The following is a 16,253-nucleotide window of genomic DNA, read 5'->3' as shown; positions in this document are numbered from 1 at the left end:
CCGGTCAGTGGTGTTCCGGACCAGTGTCCCCCATGCCCGTACGCTCCCGTACGACGGCATCTAGTGCCCCTCCCGGCAAACATTGCCGGTCGCGGCACTAGACGTCGGTGACGCGGAGGCCGGCGTGCGCCTTGTAGCGGCGGTTCACCGAGATCAGGTTGGCGACCAGCGACTCCACCTGGTGCGCGTTCCTCAGGCGGCCCGCGAAAACACCCCGCATGCCCGGGATACGGCCCGCCAGCGCCTGCACGATGTCCGTGTCCGCACGCGCCTCGCCCAGCACCATCACATCGGTGTCGATCTCCTCGATCGACTCGTCCTGCAGCAGCACCGCCGACAGATGGTGGAAAGCGGCCGTGACCCGCGACTCGGGCAGCAGGGCGGCGGCCTGCTCGGCGGCGCTGCCCTCCTCCGGCTTCAGCGCGTACGCGCCCTTCTTGTCGAAGCCGAGCGGGTTGACGCAGTCGACCACGAGCTTCCCGGCGAGCTCGCCGCGCAGCGCCTCCAGGGTCTTGCCATGGCCCTCCCACGGCACGGCCACGATCACGACATCGCTGCGCCGCGCGCACTCGGCGTTCTCGGCGCCCTCGATGCCGAGGCCGAGCTCGGCGGCGGCGGTACCGGCGCGTTCGGCGGCCCGGGATCCGATGATCACCTTCTGCCCGGCGCGGGCGAGCCGATAGGCGAGGCCACGGCCCTGGTCACCGGTGCCGCCGAGGACACCGACGACCAGACCGGAGACATCGGGGAGGTCCCAGGGGTCCTTGGCGGGAGCGGCGGGCTTCGGGGCGGCAGCGTTGTCGTGTGAGGTCATGGACTCGACATTACTGGCTGGTCGGGTGGGCCCGGACAGGCCGCCGCTCGACGCGATCGACCCACACGATCCAGCCGAACGCGACGAGCATCAGCACCGGCCCTGCCAGCAGTCGCAGCGCGTACCAGTCGGTCCGACCGACCCCTGCCAGGTCGAGGACACCCTGCACGAGCGCCCCGGCACAGGCCGCGAACAGCAGCCAGCCGCGGGCCCTGAGGCCCCGCGGGCCGACACGCCGGCGAAGCCAACCGGGCGCCTTGCCGAGAAACAGCAGCACCGCGAGGGGCAGCACGACGGCCGTCCATGCCGTCACCCAGATCCAGGGAAAGCTCATGGCGGCATGATGCCCGGGGACGGCGGCGCCTCATAGGGGTGAGCTGTCGCCAACCGCCTGCCTTCGCCCCGTCGTTCGGGCAGGATGCGGGGCCATGGATGCCGTACGCGTCGCACTGCTGCGAGAAGTCCTCGCCGGGACCGAATGGCCCGCCGCGGCCCGACGGTTCGCCGGAGCGCTGCGCTCGTCCGTCGTCCCGCAGGGCGGGGGGCTGCTGCTGGTCGGGACCGCCGAGTACGAGCCGTGGCATCTCGCCGCGCATCTGGTGGACGAGGCCGCCTGGTCCGGGCAGCCGGAGCTGGCTCCCACGCTCGTCCGGCACCGGGTACGGGCCGGGGACCCGGCGCACCTGGCCGTCGGGCTCGGCCGTGTCGAAGCGGCCAGGCGTGGCGAGACGCTGCTGGTGGTGGCGCCGCAGCGGCCGGACGGGGGCCTGCTGGAACGGGTCCACGACGCCCGTCGCGCCGGGGCGACGGTGCTGGCGCTGGACGCCGGGGACCCGGAGGTGCACGGCCTCGCGCACGAGGCGCTCACCGTCGGGGGCGCGGCGGAGGTGGACCTCGACACGGTTCAGCACCTGGTCAGTGCGGCGGCCGGTGAGAACGTACTGCCGCCGGCGCCGCGCGGCCGCCTCCGTCTGCGCGACCGCCTCTCCCGGCTCGCGGACCAGTTGACGGCTCCGCCGCCGCCGCGCTGGTAGCAGGTCCGGGGGGAGCCTGCGACGGGCCCTTTCCCAGGGGGATCACCCCAGACCCCCGACGTACGTCCCAGGGGCATCGCCCCAGACCCGTACGGCTTTCGGCCGTGTCCTCGATCTCGCCCGGAGCTTCGCCGGGGCAGCCCCCAACGGGCTCATTTCGGAGCCCCGCACGGCCGCGGCCGGGGTCGGAAAACCGGTTGCCGCCGTTCGCGTCGCGCGCGGAGCATGACCAGTCATGGCATCACGAATCGGCGCGCTCCTCCCCGATCTGGCCCCATGGCGGTCATCGCGGGACTTCCGGTTGCTGTGGGCCCAGGGGCTGGTCGCCTACTTCAGCAGCTTCATGGCGTTGGTGGCGCTGCCCCTGCAGATCAAGGAGCTGACCGGGTCACCGCTCGCCGTGGGCACGATGGGTGCCGTCGAGCTCGTACCGCTGGTCGTCTTCGGGCTGTACGGCGGCGCGCTCGCCGATGCCGTCGACCGGCGCAAGGTCTTGCTGCTCACCGAGGCCGGGATGGCCGCGATGGCGACGATTCTGCTGGTCAACGCGCTGCTGCCGACACCGATGCTCTGGCCGCTGTATCTCGTCGCGGCCGGTGTCTCGGCGCTCGCCGGGCTCCAGCGGCCCGCGCTGGACTCGCTGCTGGCCCGCATCGTCCCGCACGACCAGCAGACCGCCGCGTCCGCGCTCAACGCCCTGCGCTGGCAGCTCGGCGCGATCGCGGGACCCGCGCTGGCCGGCCTGGTCGTGGCGTACGCGGGCCACGCCTCGGCGTACGCCACGACGCTCGCAGGTCTCGTCGTCTCCGTACTGCTCTGCACTCGGCTCGCCGCCGCCCCGCCCGCGCACGACGCCGACAAGCCGTCGCTGCGCGGCATCGCGGAGGGCGCGCGGTACGCGTGGAGCCGGCCCGTGCTGCTCGGTACGTACGCGGTCGACCTGGCCGCGATGTTCTTCGCGTTCCCCAACGCGATCTTCCCGTTCCTCGCGGACGAGCTGGACGCCGAGTGGTCCCTGGGCCTGATGTACGCGGCGGGGTCGGTGGGCTCGGTCGTGCTGAGCCTGACCAGCGGCTGGACGTCACGGGTGCGGCGGCACGGGCTGTTCGTCGTCTTCGGGGCGGCCGGGTGGGGGCTGGCGATCGCGGCGGCGGGCTGGTTCACGAACGTCTGGCTGGTGCTGCTGTGCCTCGCGTTCGCGGGGGCGGGCGACATGCTGAGCGGTCTCGGCCGCTCCACGATCTGGAACCAGACCATCCCGGAGTCCCTGCGCGGCCGCCTCGCGGGCATCGAGGTGCTCTCGTACAGCGTCGGCCCCCAGCTGGGCCAGGTCCGCGCGGGTGCCATGGCCGGCTGGACCGGTACGCGCGCGGCCTTCTGGACCGGCGGCCTGGCGTGCGTCGCTTCGGTCGGGCTGCTCGCCGCGGTCCTGCCGAAGCTGTTCACCTACGACGCGGAGACGGACGAGGACGCCCTGCGCCGCCGCGCGCAGAAGGAGGAGGCGGCGGCGCAGACGGAAGCGGCACTCTGATCAGGACGTGCGTCTCGATCGGACGCGTCGCCTCAGCCGGACGCGTCGTCTCAGCCGGACGCGTCGCCCCCGCCGCGGGGAGCGTCGTGCCACTTGGGGTCGTTCTCCCACTCCAGGTTCCGCTCACGCGCGGTCTCCATCGCGTGCTCGGCCTCCCCGCGGGTGGCGTACGGGCCGAAGCGGTCCTTGGCAGGGCACTCGGGGCCCTCCTCGACCTTCTTGTGCTCCAGGCAGTAGTACCACTCGCCCGGCTTGCCCACCGTGCGCTTCTTGAACAGGGCCATCGTCGGCTCCTTCCTCTGACGCCATGCTGCCCCACCGGCCCTGGTTAGACTCGCTGACATGTCTGGCCAGTCGCTGCTCGTACCAGGGGAGCTCTCTCCCACCCGCTCCGTTCCCGGAAACATCCGGCGCCCCGAGTATGTCGGGAAGCCCGCGCCGACGCCGTACACCGGGCCGGAGATCCAGAACGCCGAAACGATCGAGAGCATGCGTATCGCGGGCCGCATCGCCGCGCAGGCGATGGCCGAGGCCGCGAAGCTCATCGCCCCCGGTGTGACCACGGACGAACTGGACCGCGTCGCGCACGAGTTCATGTGCGACCACGGGGCGTACCCGTCGACGCTCGGCTACCGCGGCTTCCCGAAGTCGCTGTGCTCCTCCATCAACGAGGTGATCTGTCACGGGATCCCCGACTCGACGGTGCTGCGCGACGGCGACATCGTGAACCTGGACGTCACCGCGTACATCAACGGTGTGCACGGCGACAACAACGCCACCTACCTCTGCGGCGACGTGGACGAGGAGTCGAAGCTCCTGGTGGAGCGGACGCGGGAGTCGCTCGACCGGGCCATCAAGGCGGTCAAGCCCGGCCGCCAGATCAACATCATCGGCCGGGTCATCGAGTCGTACGCGAAGCGCTTCGGCTACGGCGTCGTGCGCGACTTCACCGGGCACGGCATCAATTCGTCGTTCCACTCCGGGCTGATCATCCCGCACTACGACAGCCCGCACGCGACCACCGTCATCCAGCCGGGAATGACCTTCACGATCGAGCCGATGCTGACGCTCGGCACGCATGAGTACGACATGTGGAAAGACGGCTGGACCGTCGTGACGAGGGACCGCAAGCGGACGGCCCAGTTCGAGCACACCCTGGTGGTGACGGACAGCGGGGCCGAAATCCTGACGTTGCCCTGAGGCGTAACAGGGGTAGCGTTTTACCGACAGGCCGTCGGGAACCGGTTGACTTAGGTAAGCCTAAGTAGCAGGATCTTACCGGTTCCCGTCCCCATCGGTCCCCGGAGGCCCGCCTTGGACACGCTGGACACGCCGTTCTCGACCCTGATCCGTGTCGCGTCGCACGAACAGCACACCGAAGCGGAAACCTCGACCTTCATGAGCGATCTGCTCGGCGGCCGGCTCACGGTCGGCGCGTACGCCCGCTACACCGAGCAGCTGTGGTTCGTGTACCGGGCACTGGAAGGCGCTGCCGAGACGCTCAAGGACGACCCCGTCGCCGGCCCGTTCATACAGCCGGAGCTGTTCCGTACGGCCGAACTGGAGCGCGATCTGGCGCATCTGCGTGGCGCGGACTGGCAGGAGGGGCTCCGACCGCTGTCCGCGACGGCCGCGTACGCCGCGCGTGTCGAGGAGTGCGCCCGTACCTGGCCCGCGGGGTACGTCGCCCACCACTACACCCGCTACCTCGGAGACCTCTCCGGCGGCCAGATCATCCGGGACAAGGCCGAGCGGACCTGGGGGTTCAACCGCAAGGGCGACGGCGTCCGTTTCTATGTCTTCGAGCAGATCCCCAACCCGGCCGCGTTCAAGCGGGGTTACCGGGAGCTGCTGGACCAGGTGAAGGCCGACGACCTGGAGAAGCAGCGCATCATCGACGAGTGCAAGCGCGCCTTCGACTTCAACGGCGCGGTGTTCAGGGAGCTGGGCCAGGAATTCCCGTTGAGCGCGTAGGCCCTGTCCGGGCGACAGGGCCCAGACGAGTGAGTCCTGTCTCCCGCCTGCTTCGCGCCGCCCTCCGGGCGGACGACGGGAGACAGGACTTACTCGTCTGGCCGTTCAGTGGGCGGCGAGGCGTACGCGGCCGCCGAGTTCGATCGTGCCGTCGGGGCCGGGGGCGGTGAGGATCTGCGAACCCCGGCCCTGCATGATGTTCAGGGCCCGGCCCAGCTGCGCGGTGAGCAGCAGCGCCGCGGCGCCGGTGGCCTCGTCCTCGTCGATATCCCCGGTGCAAGCCCCGGCTCCACTGGAGCGGCTGCCGCCGCGCTCGTCGATCCTCCCCGGGAAGGCCCGGGCACGGACCCGGCCCGCGGCCTCGTCCTCCCAGCCCCACGCATACGACCTCCCCCACAGCCCTTCGGGCGTGGGTGGTGCCCCCACCCTCTGGGGCGGCACCTCCAGCGCCTCGACCTCGGCGGCCGATCCGTACTGACACAAGGTCCACGACGGGGCCCACTCGGCGCGGGCCGTGATCCAGGTGAACTCGCCGTCGGACCGCACCCACACCTCGCCGACGGGCGGGTTCACCACCTCCAAGTCGAGCAGCCAGGCCGCCCCGACCAGAGGATTACCGGCGAACGGCAGCCGCAGCCCCGGCGTGTGGATGTCGACGGCGCCGCGCTCGGGATCGTCGACGAACACGGTCTCGCTGAAGCCCAGTTCGGCGGCGAGCGCCTGCCGGGACTTCTCGTCGGGGTACGGACGCCCGTCGCGTACGACTCCGAGGGCGTTGCCGTGGCGGCCGTCGGCGGCGCAGAAGACATGGAGGACGTCGATGCCGCGGGGTCGTTCGTGAGTCACGCGGGCATTCAAACATCCCCGTACGACAGCGATACGACGGCCGGCAGCCGGCCGAGGTGCTGCCGCATCGGCGGACCGGGGCTCCCCCCGTCGCACCGAAGCGCCACATTTGACCGGGACTTGACCGTCCCGTGATCGGGGCGTTTCCGCAGCCCGGTCGTGAGAGCTGAATCACTGGACGAAGGGGTATCGCTCAGGTAAGCCTCGGTTAAGTTAGGTCAGCCTCACCGCCGTCCCACCCCCGTCCCGTCCTTTGTGGAGCCTGTATGCGACCCGTCCGCCTCTCCGTCGTCACCGCCGCCGCGACAGTGGCTGCCCTGACCGCCATCACGGGCTGCGCCGAGAAGAGTGACGCCAAGGCCGGTGACGGTGCCGTCACCGTCACCGCGAAGGACGACTCCTGCGAGGTGTCCAAGAAGGAGTTCCCGGCCGGGCACGTCCAGCTGGACATCGAGAACAAGGGCGGCAAGGTCACCGAGGTCTACATCCTCTTCCCGGACGACCGCATCGTCGCCGAGCGCGAGAACATCGGCCCCGGCACCAAGGCGAAGCTCACCGCCGAGGTGAAGGCCGGTGACTACGAGATCGCCTGCAAGCCCGGCATGAAGGGCGAGGGCATCCGTCAGCAGGTGAAGGTGACCGGCGGCAAGGCCGCGAAGCGGTCGCCCGAGATGGACAAGGCGGTCGCCGAGTTCCGCACGTACGTGCAGCAGCAGGCCGACGAAACGCTGCCCAAGGTGAAGGTGTTCACCGACGCCGTGCGCGCCGGCGACATCGAGGCCGCCAAGAAGGCCTACGCCGACTCCCGTATCGGCTGGGAGCGCACGGAGCCGGTCGCCGAGTCCTTCGGCGACATCGACCCGAAGGTCGACCTCCGCGAGGACGGCGTGGCCGACCTCAAGAAGGGCGAGCAGTGGACCGGCTGGCACCGCCTGGAGAAGGCGCTGTGGCAGGACAAGAAGCTCGGCGCCGAGGAGAAGGCGTTCGCCGACACCCTCGACAAGGACCTCGCCGACTGGGCGAAGCGCGTCGGTACCGCCGAGATCTCGCCGACCTCGATGGCCAACGGCGCCAAGGAGCTCCTCGACGAGGTCGCCACCGGCAAGGTGACCGGCGAGGAGGAGCGCTACTCCCACACCGACCTGGTCGACTTCAAGGCGAACGTCGAAGGTGCGCAGAAGTCGTTCGAGCTGCTGAAGCCGGTCGCCGCCAAGAACGACCCGAAGCTGGTCGCCGAGCTGGACAAGCAGTTCGCGGCGATGAACACGCTGCTCGACAAGTACCGCACGGACAAGAGCTCGTATGTCTTCACGTCGTACGACAAGGTCACCGAGCCGCAGCGCAAGGAGCTGTCGGACGGCGTGAACGCGCTGGCCGAGCCGCTGTCGAAGCTCGCCGCGGCAGTGGTGAAGTAGGAGGCCGGCACGATGACCGAGAACACCACGAGCACGGCCCGGACCGAGGACTCCACAGGCACGTCGTCCGGGACCGAGGACTCCACAGTCGCGTCGTCCGGGACCGAGGACTCCACAGGCACGGCCCGGACCGAGGGCACCGCAAGCACGTCGTCGTCCGAGGCCGCGTCGCCTTCGCGGCGCGCGGTGCTCGGCTGGGGAGGCGCGGGGCTCGCGCTCGGCGCCGCCGCGGCCGGCGGTGCGGTGGCCGCGACCCGCTCCGGCGGCGAGACCGTCCCCGCCGCGATCAGCGGCGCGGCGGTGCCGTTCCACGGCGCGCACCAGGCGGGTATCGCGACCGCCGTGCAGGACCGGCTGCACTTCGCGGCCTTCGACGTGAAGACCAAGGACCGTGCGGAACTGGTCCAGTTGCTGAAGGACTGGACGCGGGCCGCCGAGCGGATGACGGCCGGGCAGGCGGTCGGCGAGGGCGCGTACGGCGGTCTCGCCGAGGCCCCGCCGGACGACACGGGCGAGGCCCTCGGCCTCAAGCCGTCCCGGCTGACGCTCACCATCGGCTTCGGCCCCTCGCTGTTCGACGACCGCTTCGGGCTGAAGGACCGCCGGCCGGCCGCACTCGTCGACCTGCCCAAGTTCGCCGGCGACAACCTGGACCCGGCCCGCAGCGGTGGCGATCTGTGCGTGCAGGCCTGCGCCGACGACCCGCAGGTCGCCGTGCACGCCATCCGCAACCTCGCCCGGATCGGCTTCGGCAAGATCGCGGTGCGCTGGTCGCAGCTCGGCTTCGGCAAGACCTCCTCGACCACGCCCGAGGAGCAGACGCCGCGCAACATGATGGGCTTCAAGGACGGCACCCGGAACATCTCGGGCACCGACGCCGCCGCCCTCGACAAGCACGTCTGGGTGTCCGAGAAGGACGGCCCCTCCTGGATGGCCGGCGGCTCCTACCTGGTGGCACGCCGGATCCGGATGAACATCGAGGCCTGGGACCGTACGCCGCTGCAGGAGCAGGAGGACATCTTCGGCCGCGACAAGGGCGAGGGTGCCGCCGTCGGCAAGGCGAAGGAGCGCGACGAGCCGTTCCTGCCCGCCATGCTGCCGAACGCCCATGTGCGGCTGGCACACCCGGACTCCAACGGCGGTGCGAAACTGCTGCGCCGGGGCTACTCGTTCACGGACGGCACGGACGGACTCGGCCGCCTCGACGCCGGCCTGTTCTTCCTCGCCTACCAGCGGGACGTCGCCAAGGGGTTCATCCCGGTGCAGCGCAACCTCGCCGCGGACGACCTCAACGAGTACATCCAGCACGTGGGTTCGGCTCTGTTCGCCGTTCCGCCGGGCGTCCGCGGCAAGGACGACTGGTGGGGCCGGGCGCTGTTCTCGTAGTCAGAAGGGACCCGCCGTGTTCGGCAATTATCTGATCGGCCTCCGCGAGGGTCTCGAGGCCAGTCTGGTCGTCTGCATCCTCATCGCGTATCTGGTGAAAACGGACCGCAGGGACGCCCTGAAACCGATCTGGCTCGGTATCGGGGCGGCCTGTGCGCTGGCGCTCGCGTTCGGCGCGACGCTCGAATTCGGCTCGCAGGAGCTGACGTTCGAGGCGCAGGAGGCGCTGGGCGGCACGTTGTCGATCATCGCGGTGGGGCTGGTCACCTGGATGGTCTTCTGGATGCGGCGCACCGCGCGGCATCTGAGGGCGGAGCTGGGCGCCAAGCTGGACGCGGCGCTCCAGATGGGCACGGGGGCGCTCGTCGCCACCGCGTTCCTGGCGGTCGGCCGCGAGGGGCTGGAGACGGCGCTGTTCGTCTGGGCGTCGGTCCGGGCGGCCACCGATACGAGCGGCTCGTCGGCCCCGCTGACCGGTGTGCTGCTCGGGATCGCGACCGCCGTCGTGCTCGGCTGGCTGTTCTACCGGGGCGCCCTGCGCATCAACCTGGCGAAGTTCTTCACCTGGACCGGCGGAATGCTGGTGGTCGTTGCCGCGGGCGTGCTCGCGTACGGCGTGCACGATCTGCAGGAGGCCCGTTTCCTGGGCGGCCTGGCGGACAAGGCGTTCGACGTCAGCGCCACGGTCCCGCCGGACAGCTGGTACGGCACGCTGCTGAAGGGTGTCTTCAACTTCCAGCCCGACCCGACGGTCCTCCAGGTCACGGTGTGGGCGCTGTATCTGATCCCGACGCTCGCCCTGTTCCTGGCCCCGGTAGGGTTCGGACGGTCAGTGGGGGTCGAGGAGCAGAATGCAACCGATGAGCAGGCTGGGTCGGGCGGCGACGGGGCTCGCGGCGGCGACGGTACTGTCGCTGACGGCGAGCGGGTGCGTGACGGTGCACGGCGAGCGGGAAGTCGTACCGTCGGCGACGAAAGCTGAGGCCGCACAGGCCCTGAAGGACTTCACCGACGCCTACAACAAGGCGGACAAGGCCTACGACCCGGCCCTCGACGCGGGCCGGGTCACGGGCGCGCTCGGCGCGATCAACCAGGCGGGTCTGAAGGCGCGCAGCGTCACGACGCCGGGCGGCAATCCGGAGCACCGCCCGCTGGAGCTGACGGACGCGAAGTTCTACGTCCCCAAGAAGGCGGGCTGGCCACGGTGGTTCCTCGCGGACACCGACAGCAACCGGGACACCGACACCGGCCAGCAGGACACCCGCTGGGTGGTGGTGTTCGTCAAGAACGGCAACAGCCAGCTGTGGGAGGCCGCGTACCTGGCGATCCTCTCCCCGGACGAGGTGCCCAAGTTCCGTACGGACAAGGACGGCTGGGCGGAGCCGGTGGCGCCGGACTCCGCGCAGACGGCGGTCGCTCCGCGGAATCTGAGCGAGGAGTACGCCTCGTACCTGGCGAGCGGCAAGCCCGAGCACTTCGCGCAGGGCGCGCACACCACGGGCTGGCGCGAGGAGCGGGACCGGAGCAAGCGGCGGCCGGGGCTTTCGACGCAGTACGTCGACCAGCCGCTGGACACCGGGGACTTCGCGCCGCTGGGGCTGGTCACGGAGGACGGCGGGGCGCTGGTGTTCTTCGCCACCCGCTACTTCGACCAGCAGACGGCTGCGAAGGGCTACCGGCCGAAGGCCGGCGCGGACGTGAAGGCGCTCATGACGGGCGAGTTGAAGAGCACGCTCACGAAGGAGTGGGTGTCGAGCCAGGTCGTCCGGCTCGCACCGAGCGGCGGCAACGGACCGGCGGTGACGATCCTGAGCCGGCTGCAGGGTGTGACGGCGGCGAAGGGGTCGTAGGGCCCGTCCGGGGATGTGCGACGGCGAGGCGGGCGCGCACCACCGCGCGCCCGGGCCGTCGGCGGTGTCAGCGGCCTCGCCCCGACAGGGGCCACGCCACCGAGTGGTGGTCCAGGCCGTGCTGCCCCGCCTCGTCCGCGTACTTCGCGCAGGCGTCGGCAAGGGCCTCCAGCAGCGTCAGCGGGTCCGGCAACGGATGCTCCGGGCCGCGCACCCAGTCGACGGTGAGGTCGTCCGGGAGCCGCGCGGGCGGTACGAGGACGTAGGAGCCTCGGCTGTGCCAGCGCAGCCCGGGGTGCTCGTCCATCGTCTCGGGGTGGCAGTCCAGCTCGCACGGCCACCACTCGTCCTCGTCCTCCGGAGTACCGCGGGTGGCGGTGAAGAACAGCATCCGGTCCGCGCCGGACACGGCGACCGGCCCGACGTCGATGCCTTCCGCGAGCAGTCGCTCCAGGGCGCCGCGGCCCGCCTCCAGCGGCACGTCGAGGACGTCGTGGACCATTCCGGTGGCGGTGATGAAGTTGGCCGCGGGCTCGTCGCCGGCCCAGCGCCCGATCCGGTCCTGGTCGGTCGTGGACTGGGTCTGCCAGGCGAAGGAGACGGGGTGCCGGGCCGGGGTGGGACAGCCGATGCGCTCACAGGAGCAACTGGGGCCGGACGGGTACGCGGCGGGCGCGAGGGGCAGTCCGGCGGCGGCGGTGGCCAGCAGCAGGGTGAGGCGGCTGGAGTCGTCCAAGGCGTCCTCGCGGGGGCGCCTGCGCAGCCACTGCGGCAACCGGTTCTCCCAGGACAGCCTGCTCTCCGTGCCGCGGTAGCGGCCGATACCGTCGCCCATCTATCCCCTCACACCTCGCTGCTCGCCCCGGCCCACGCGGCCAAGCCGCGTATCGACGCTGCTGCCATCGTCCCATCATCGGGAGCGCCGGGTGGCCGCACCCCCCGATCGTGTGGCCGGTCCCTCACTCAGCTCCTGGGCGCGAGGCCGTACAGCGCGTACTCGACGATCTTGTCGGCGTAGTCGTGGGTGAGCGGGAGCGTGCGCAAGAGCCAGCGGTGGGTGAGGGGTCCCACGAGGAGTTCCAGGGCGATACGGGGGTCGATGCCGGCGTCCACCGCACCGGCGTCCTGGGCGGCGCCCAGCCTGCGTACGTACAGCTGGAGCTGGGGTTCGAGGAGCTTCTCGACGAACTGGGCACCGAGTTCGGGGTCGACGACGCCCTCGGCGGTGAGGGCGCGGGCGGGGGCGTCGTAGACGGGCGAGTTCAGCTCGTCGACGGTGGCTCGCAGGACGAGCTTGAGGTCGGCCTCGAGATCTCCGGTGTCGGGAATCCCCGGGGTCCCCGACTCGCCCTGGGCAGCCTGCTCGCCGAGGTCGAGGAAGGCTTCGAGGAGGACCGCAGCCTTGGAGGGCCACCAGCGGTAGATGGTCTGCTTGCCGACTCCGGCGCGGGCGGCGATGCCCTCGATCGTCGTCCTGGTGTAGCCGACCTCGCCGACGAGGGCGAGGGCGGCGTCGTAGATGGCGCGGCGGGAGCGTTCGCTGCGGCGGGAGGAATCAGGGGCCTTGGTCTCTGCCATGGCGCCAATCTACCAACCGATGCGACGAAACGTATCGTCTTGTTGAACGGGGGCGGTATGTGTGACGAACCACCCGTTCGGATCACAGCGCGAAGGGCTCGTACGACGCACCATGGCTGCACGCACAACCGTGCGCCCTGCCGCTCGTGAGGAGCCTGCATTGCCTCGTGACGCTAGATCCCGCCGCTACCTGATGTGCCCACCCACGCACTTCGAGGTGACGTACTCCATCAACCCCTGGATGGACCCCGGGAAGCCTGTCGACCTGTCGCTGGCGCTGGCCCAGTGGGAGGACCTGCACAACCGCTATCGCGCGCTCGGCCACACCGTGGAGCTGCTGGAGCCGCGGGCGGACCTGCCCGACATGGTCTACGCCGCGAACGGCGCGACCGTCGTCGACGGACGGGTGCTCGGCGCGCGCTTCGCGTACCCGGAGCGGGCCGCGGAGGCGCAGGCGCATCTGGACTGGTTCCGCGCGCACGGCTTCACCGAGATCCATGAGCCCGCGCACATCAACGAGGGCGAGGGCGACTTCGCGATCACGTCGACCTATGTGCTGGCCGGCCGGGGCTTCCGGTCGAGTCCGCTGTCGCACGACGAGGCCCAGGAGTTCTTCGGCCGGCCCGTGATCGGGCTCGATCTGGTGGACCCGCGCTACTACCACCTCGACACGGCGCTGTCCGTCCTCGACGACGCGACGGACGAGATCATGTACTACCCCGGCGCCTTCTCCCCCGGCAGCCGCGCGGTCCTCGCCCGCCTCTTCCCCGACGCCCTCATCGCCCGCGAGGCGGACGCGGCGGCGTTCGGCCTCAACGCGGTCAGCGACGGCCGCCACGTCCTGCTGCCGCAGGGGGCCCTGGGGCTCTTCGAGCCCCTGCGGGCCCGGGGCTTCGAGCCGATGGGGATGGACCTGGGTGAGCTGCTGAAGGGCGGTGGCAGCGTGAAGTGCTGCACGCAGGAGCTTCGCTCCTGACCTCGCGGGGGTACGGGGATACCCCGTACCCCCTGCGCCCCGGGGCGCGGTGAGTGCTGGGGGTACGGGGTATCCCCAGCAGCCCCCTGCGGAGCCACGGCAGCTTCGCGCGGCGACGGGCACCCCGGCGGCCCACTACGCGTTGCACGCGGCAGACGGCCTTGGCCCGCCGCGAGTTGGACGCCGGCGGCCACCCCCGGCCCGCCGGACGGGGACCGCCACCACCACAGCCCGTCCGGCGCTTGAGGACGGACACACCGGCCCCACCCGAGTTGGACGCGGGGCGCCACCCCCGGCCCGCCGGACGGGGACCGCCACCACCACAGCCCGTCCGGCGCTTGAGGACGGACACACCGGCCCGCCGGACAGGAACCGGCACCACCGGGCCGCTCAGGGCGCCGGAGGCCAGTCGTCGCCCCAGGCGGTGTCGCGGGCAGCGCGGTACAAGGGGCCGTGGCGCTTCGTCACCGTCGCGCGGTGGAGGGTCTCGTCCGCGTCGCACAGTTCCAGGAGGACCTGGCCCTTGCGGAGCTGGGGTTTACGGGTGACGCGGGAAGCCGCAGGGGTCACCGGGAAGCGGGTCGCGGCGACGTAGCTGAACTTCTCGTCCTCGTACGCCAGTGACCCGCCCTTCACCTGGCGGTGCAGCGAGGACCGGCTGACGCGCGCAGCGAAGTGGCACCAGTCCGTACCCGGGACGATCGGGCAGTCCGTGCTGTGCGGGCAAGGCGCCGCGACGCGCAGACCCGCGGCGATCAGCTGGTCGCGCGCGGCGATGATCCGCTCGTAGCCGTCTGGGGTCCCCGGCTCGACGATCAGGACCGCCTGGCCCGCCGCCGCGGCCTGCGTGACGACCGCCGTCCGGTCCGCCCCGTCGAGTTCCTTCAGCACGTACGAGACCGTGATCAGGTCCGCCGGCTCCAGCCGCATCGCCTCGCCGATCCGCGCCCGCCGCCACTCGGCGCCCCGCAGCGCGGGCGAGTCCGCGACCGCCGCCAGCTCCCGGCCGAGCGCCAGCGCGGGCTCCGCCCAGTCGAGGACGGTGGTGCGGTGGGAGCCCTCCGGCCAGGCGTCTGCGACCGCCCAGCTCGCCGCGCCCGTGCCGCCGCCGATGTCGGTGTGGGTGGCCGGCACCCAGTCGGGCGCGGCCCGGCGCAGGGCGGTGAGCGCGGACCGTACCGCCTCGAACGTCGCGGGCATCCGGTACGCGGCGTACGCGGCGACATCCGCCCGGTCGCGCAGCACCGGCGCGTCCGTCGGCGTAGCCCCCCGGTAGCTGGCGATCAGCCGGTCCACGGCCTGGGTGACTCGGCTCTGCGGCAGACCGTCGAGGAGGCCGGCGAGGGCATCGGGGAGGGTGGCGTTCACCGGCGAATTCTAGGACAGTCCCCGGCCACGGATCGCCTTCCCGCCCGGGCCGGACGCCCGTACCGAACCGGGACAGAACGGCTACGGAACCGAACTGCTGTGGGTACAGGGCCAGTTGCTAGTCTGGCGGCCGTTGACCGGCAGCACGCTCATCGGGGGGACCATGAGACAGCGGGTCGTACGCATGACTCTGGTGGCGGGAGTCGCCGTCCTGGCGATGATCCTCCTGCTCGCCACCTGCGGCGGCGGGGGCAAGGACGACAACAGCGGCGGCAAGCCGAAGCAACCGGCCCGGAAGAGCTCGGGTCCGGCCACGCAGCTCACCGTCCCCGCCGCGTACGACACCGCCCGGGGCTGGGAGGTGCCCGACGCCTCGCCCGAGTACGCGCTCGCCCGCGAGACCGGGCTGATCGCCCATCTGGAGCGGGCGGCGGACGACCGCTTCCGGCTGCGGACCCTGAACGCCGGGACCGGCAAGCGCGGCTGGTCGGGTGAACCGTTCTCCGCACTGGCCGGCCCGGAGAACTTTCCACGGCTGCTCTCCGTCACGAAGGACGACCGGCAGTTCTTCGTCGTCTGGTCGTACGGGAAGGCCGGACGCGACTACCTCACCCCCGCCGGCACCTTCGTCTCCCTGGACGTCTACGCCGCCCTCGACGGCACCCGGCAGCGCGTCGAGGTGCCCTGGACCGGGGCGCCGACCGTCTCCGGCGCCGGTCCCGGCATCCTGATCGGCGACGGCGGCGCCCGCAGCGCGGTCGTCGACCCGGACACCGGCGAGGTATCCCTGACCGCGCCGAAGGAACTGCGCCATCCGAAGGGCTGCGCCAGCTGCCGGCAGCTGACCGAGGTGCGCGGGCTGACCGCGCAGGGCCTGCTGGTCAGCGGGGCCCGGGAGTTCTGGGTGCGGGGCGGCTGGTTCAGCCGGAACATCGCCCCGGCCGGCGCGGACCGCGCGTACGGCACCCCGACCTCGCTGACCGCCGAACGGCTGCTGGTGCGCTGGCGGAAGGCGAAGGGCACCAAGGGAGCCGACACCCGCGACATCTGGGCGGTGCACGATGCGACGACCGGAAAGCCGCTGGTCAAGACCGAATGCCATAAGCCGGCGATCGAGCCCGGCGAGTATCCGCAGGCCGCGGTCTCGCCCGACGGCCGCTATCTGGTCGCCGGGAGTCTCGCCTTCGATCTGGAGGAGCGGACCGGCCGGTGCTTCGAGGAGGAGGACGGCACCCGCCCCCTGACGCTGACGACGGTGACCGACGACGGCGTCGCGTACGGGGCGATGAACACCCGCAGCCCGGCGGAGGCGCTGGCGGGAGGGGGCGCCCCGTACGAGGTGGACCTCACGACCTGGGTGCCCGAGGCGCTCTCCCGCAACGTCCGGCTGCCGGACGGCGAGGCCTCAGAGGTCGGGCTCTTCCGCTGGACGGACACGAAGGACCGGCTGCACCTGATCGGCTACGTACGGGCGGAATGAG

General features: G+C 71.5%; 17 protein-coding genes. 10 read left to right on the top strand and 7 right to left on the bottom strand.

Going from position 1 to position 16,253, the window contains the following annotated elements; genetic code table 11:
- Positions 1-97: 97 nt before the first annotated feature.
- Complete coding sequence (gene npdG, locus ACZ6ZQ_RS23940; RefSeq protein WP_469770528.1) at positions 98-814, bottom strand: NADPH-dependent F420 reductase; 717 nt, start codon at positions 812-814, stop codon at positions 98-100.
- A gap of 10 nt (positions 815-824) precedes the next feature.
- Positions 825-1,148, bottom strand: coding sequence for a hypothetical protein (locus tag ACZ6ZQ_RS23935; RefSeq protein WP_469770527.1), 324 nt, complete (start codon positions 1,146-1,148; stop codon positions 825-827).
- 94 nt (positions 1,149-1,242) lie between these two features.
- On the opposite strand from ACZ6ZQ_RS23935, the gene ACZ6ZQ_RS23930 reads away from it, so the two are divergent.
- Both ACZ6ZQ_RS23930 and ACZ6ZQ_RS23925 read left to right on the top strand, forming a co-directional pair.
- Positions 1,243-1,848: a hypothetical protein gene (locus tag ACZ6ZQ_RS23930; protein WP_469770526.1), complete on the top strand. Its 606-nt coding sequence runs from the start codon at positions 1,243-1,245 to the stop codon at positions 1,846-1,848.
- Positions 1,849-2,083: 235 nt separating this feature from the next.
- Positions 2,084-3,379: an MFS transporter gene (locus tag ACZ6ZQ_RS23925; RefSeq protein ID WP_469770525.1), complete on the top strand. Its 1,296-nt coding sequence runs from the start codon at positions 2,084-2,086 to the stop codon at positions 3,377-3,379.
- 50 nt (positions 3,380-3,429) lie between these two features.
- Here the strand turns inward: ACZ6ZQ_RS23925 and ACZ6ZQ_RS23920 are convergent, their stop codons facing one another.
- Positions 3,430-3,663 (bottom strand): hypothetical protein, encoded by a 234-nt coding sequence (locus tag ACZ6ZQ_RS23920; RefSeq protein ID WP_469770524.1) that lies wholly within the window; start codon positions 3,661-3,663, stop codon positions 3,430-3,432.
- A 58-nt stretch (positions 3,664-3,721) separates the two neighbouring features.
- Between ACZ6ZQ_RS23920 and map the strand changes: the two genes are divergently transcribed.
- Together map and ACZ6ZQ_RS23910 are read left to right on the top strand one after the other, a co-directional pair.
- On the top strand, positions 3,722-4,579 hold the full coding sequence (gene map, locus ACZ6ZQ_RS23915; protein ID WP_469770523.1) for a type I methionyl aminopeptidase: 858 nt from the start codon (positions 3,722-3,724) through the stop codon (positions 4,577-4,579).
- A 123-nt stretch (positions 4,580-4,702) separates the two neighbouring features.
- Positions 4,703-5,353: a biliverdin-producing heme oxygenase gene (locus ACZ6ZQ_RS23910; protein WP_469770561.1), complete on the top strand. Its 651-nt coding sequence runs from the start codon at positions 4,703-4,705 to the stop codon at positions 5,351-5,353.
- 105 nt (positions 5,354-5,458) lie between these two features.
- Here the strand turns inward: ACZ6ZQ_RS23910 and ACZ6ZQ_RS23905 are convergent, their stop codons facing one another.
- Positions 5,459-6,199 (bottom strand): PhzF family phenazine biosynthesis protein, encoded by a 741-nt coding sequence (locus ACZ6ZQ_RS23905; protein WP_469770522.1) that lies wholly within the window; start codon positions 6,197-6,199, stop codon positions 5,459-5,461.
- Between the two features lie 266 nt (positions 6,200-6,465).
- On the opposite strand from ACZ6ZQ_RS23905, the gene efeO reads away from it, so the two are divergent.
- Genes efeO through ACZ6ZQ_RS23885 form a run of 4 tightly spaced genes read left to right on the top strand, consistent with a single transcriptional unit; the run spans position 6,466 to position 10,850 of the window.
- Positions 6,466-7,614: an iron uptake system protein EfeO gene (gene efeO, locus ACZ6ZQ_RS23900; protein WP_469770521.1), complete on the top strand. Its 1,149-nt coding sequence runs from the start codon at positions 6,466-6,468 to the stop codon at positions 7,612-7,614.
- Positions 7,615-7,626: 12 nt separating this feature from the next.
- Entirely contained in the window at positions 7,627-9,000 is a 1,374-nt protein-coding gene (gene efeB / locus ACZ6ZQ_RS23895) for an iron uptake transporter deferrochelatase/peroxidase subunit (RefSeq protein WP_469770520.1), read from the top strand.
- Between the two features lie 16 nt (positions 9,001-9,016).
- Positions 9,017-9,982 carry an iron uptake transporter permease EfeU gene (efeU, locus tag ACZ6ZQ_RS23890; protein ID WP_469770519.1) on the top strand — a complete coding sequence of 322 codons (966 nt, stop codon included), beginning with the start codon at positions 9,017-9,019 and terminating at the stop codon, positions 9,980-9,982.
- Positions 9,870-10,850, top strand: coding sequence for an SCO2278 family lipoprotein (locus ACZ6ZQ_RS23885; protein ID WP_469770560.1), 981 nt, complete (start codon positions 9,870-9,872; stop codon positions 10,848-10,850). The genes efeU and ACZ6ZQ_RS23885 overlap by 113 nt, the downstream gene beginning before the upstream one ends.
- Positions 10,851-10,917: 67 nt before the next feature.
- On the opposite strand, the gene ACZ6ZQ_RS23880 is transcribed toward ACZ6ZQ_RS23885, so the two are convergent.
- Together ACZ6ZQ_RS23880 and ACZ6ZQ_RS23875 are read right to left on the bottom strand one after the other, a co-directional pair.
- Positions 10,918-11,685, bottom strand: coding sequence for a bifunctional DNA primase/polymerase (locus tag ACZ6ZQ_RS23880; RefSeq protein WP_469770518.1), 768 nt, complete (start codon positions 11,683-11,685; stop codon positions 10,918-10,920).
- Between the two features lie 128 nt (positions 11,686-11,813).
- Positions 11,814-12,428: a TetR/AcrR family transcriptional regulator gene (locus tag ACZ6ZQ_RS23875; RefSeq protein WP_469770517.1), complete on the bottom strand. Its 615-nt coding sequence runs from the start codon at positions 12,426-12,428 to the stop codon at positions 11,814-11,816.
- Positions 12,429-12,540: 112 nt separating this feature from the next.
- Here ACZ6ZQ_RS23875 and ddaH point away from each other — a divergent pair, with 112 nt between their 5' ends.
- Positions 12,541-13,404: a dimethylargininase gene (gene ddaH, locus ACZ6ZQ_RS23870; RefSeq protein ID WP_469770516.1), complete on the top strand. Its 864-nt coding sequence runs from the start codon at positions 12,541-12,543 to the stop codon at positions 13,402-13,404.
- Between the two features lie 390 nt (positions 13,405-13,794).
- Here the strand turns inward: ddaH and ACZ6ZQ_RS23865 are convergent, their stop codons facing one another.
- Positions 13,795-14,772, bottom strand: coding sequence for a small ribosomal subunit Rsm22 family protein (locus ACZ6ZQ_RS23865; protein WP_469770515.1), 978 nt, complete (start codon positions 14,770-14,772; stop codon positions 13,795-13,797).
- Between the two features lie 163 nt (positions 14,773-14,935).
- On the opposite strand from ACZ6ZQ_RS23865, the gene ACZ6ZQ_RS23860 reads away from it, so the two are divergent.
- Positions 14,936-16,252, top strand: coding sequence for a hypothetical protein (locus tag ACZ6ZQ_RS23860; protein WP_469770514.1), 1,317 nt, complete (start codon positions 14,936-14,938; stop codon positions 16,250-16,252).
- The last annotated feature ends 1 nt before the right edge of the window (position 16,253 follow it).

Source organism: Streptomyces sp. NPDC053673 (assembly GCF_055585225.1).
This window is presented reverse-complemented; position numbering and strand designations above follow the sequence as displayed.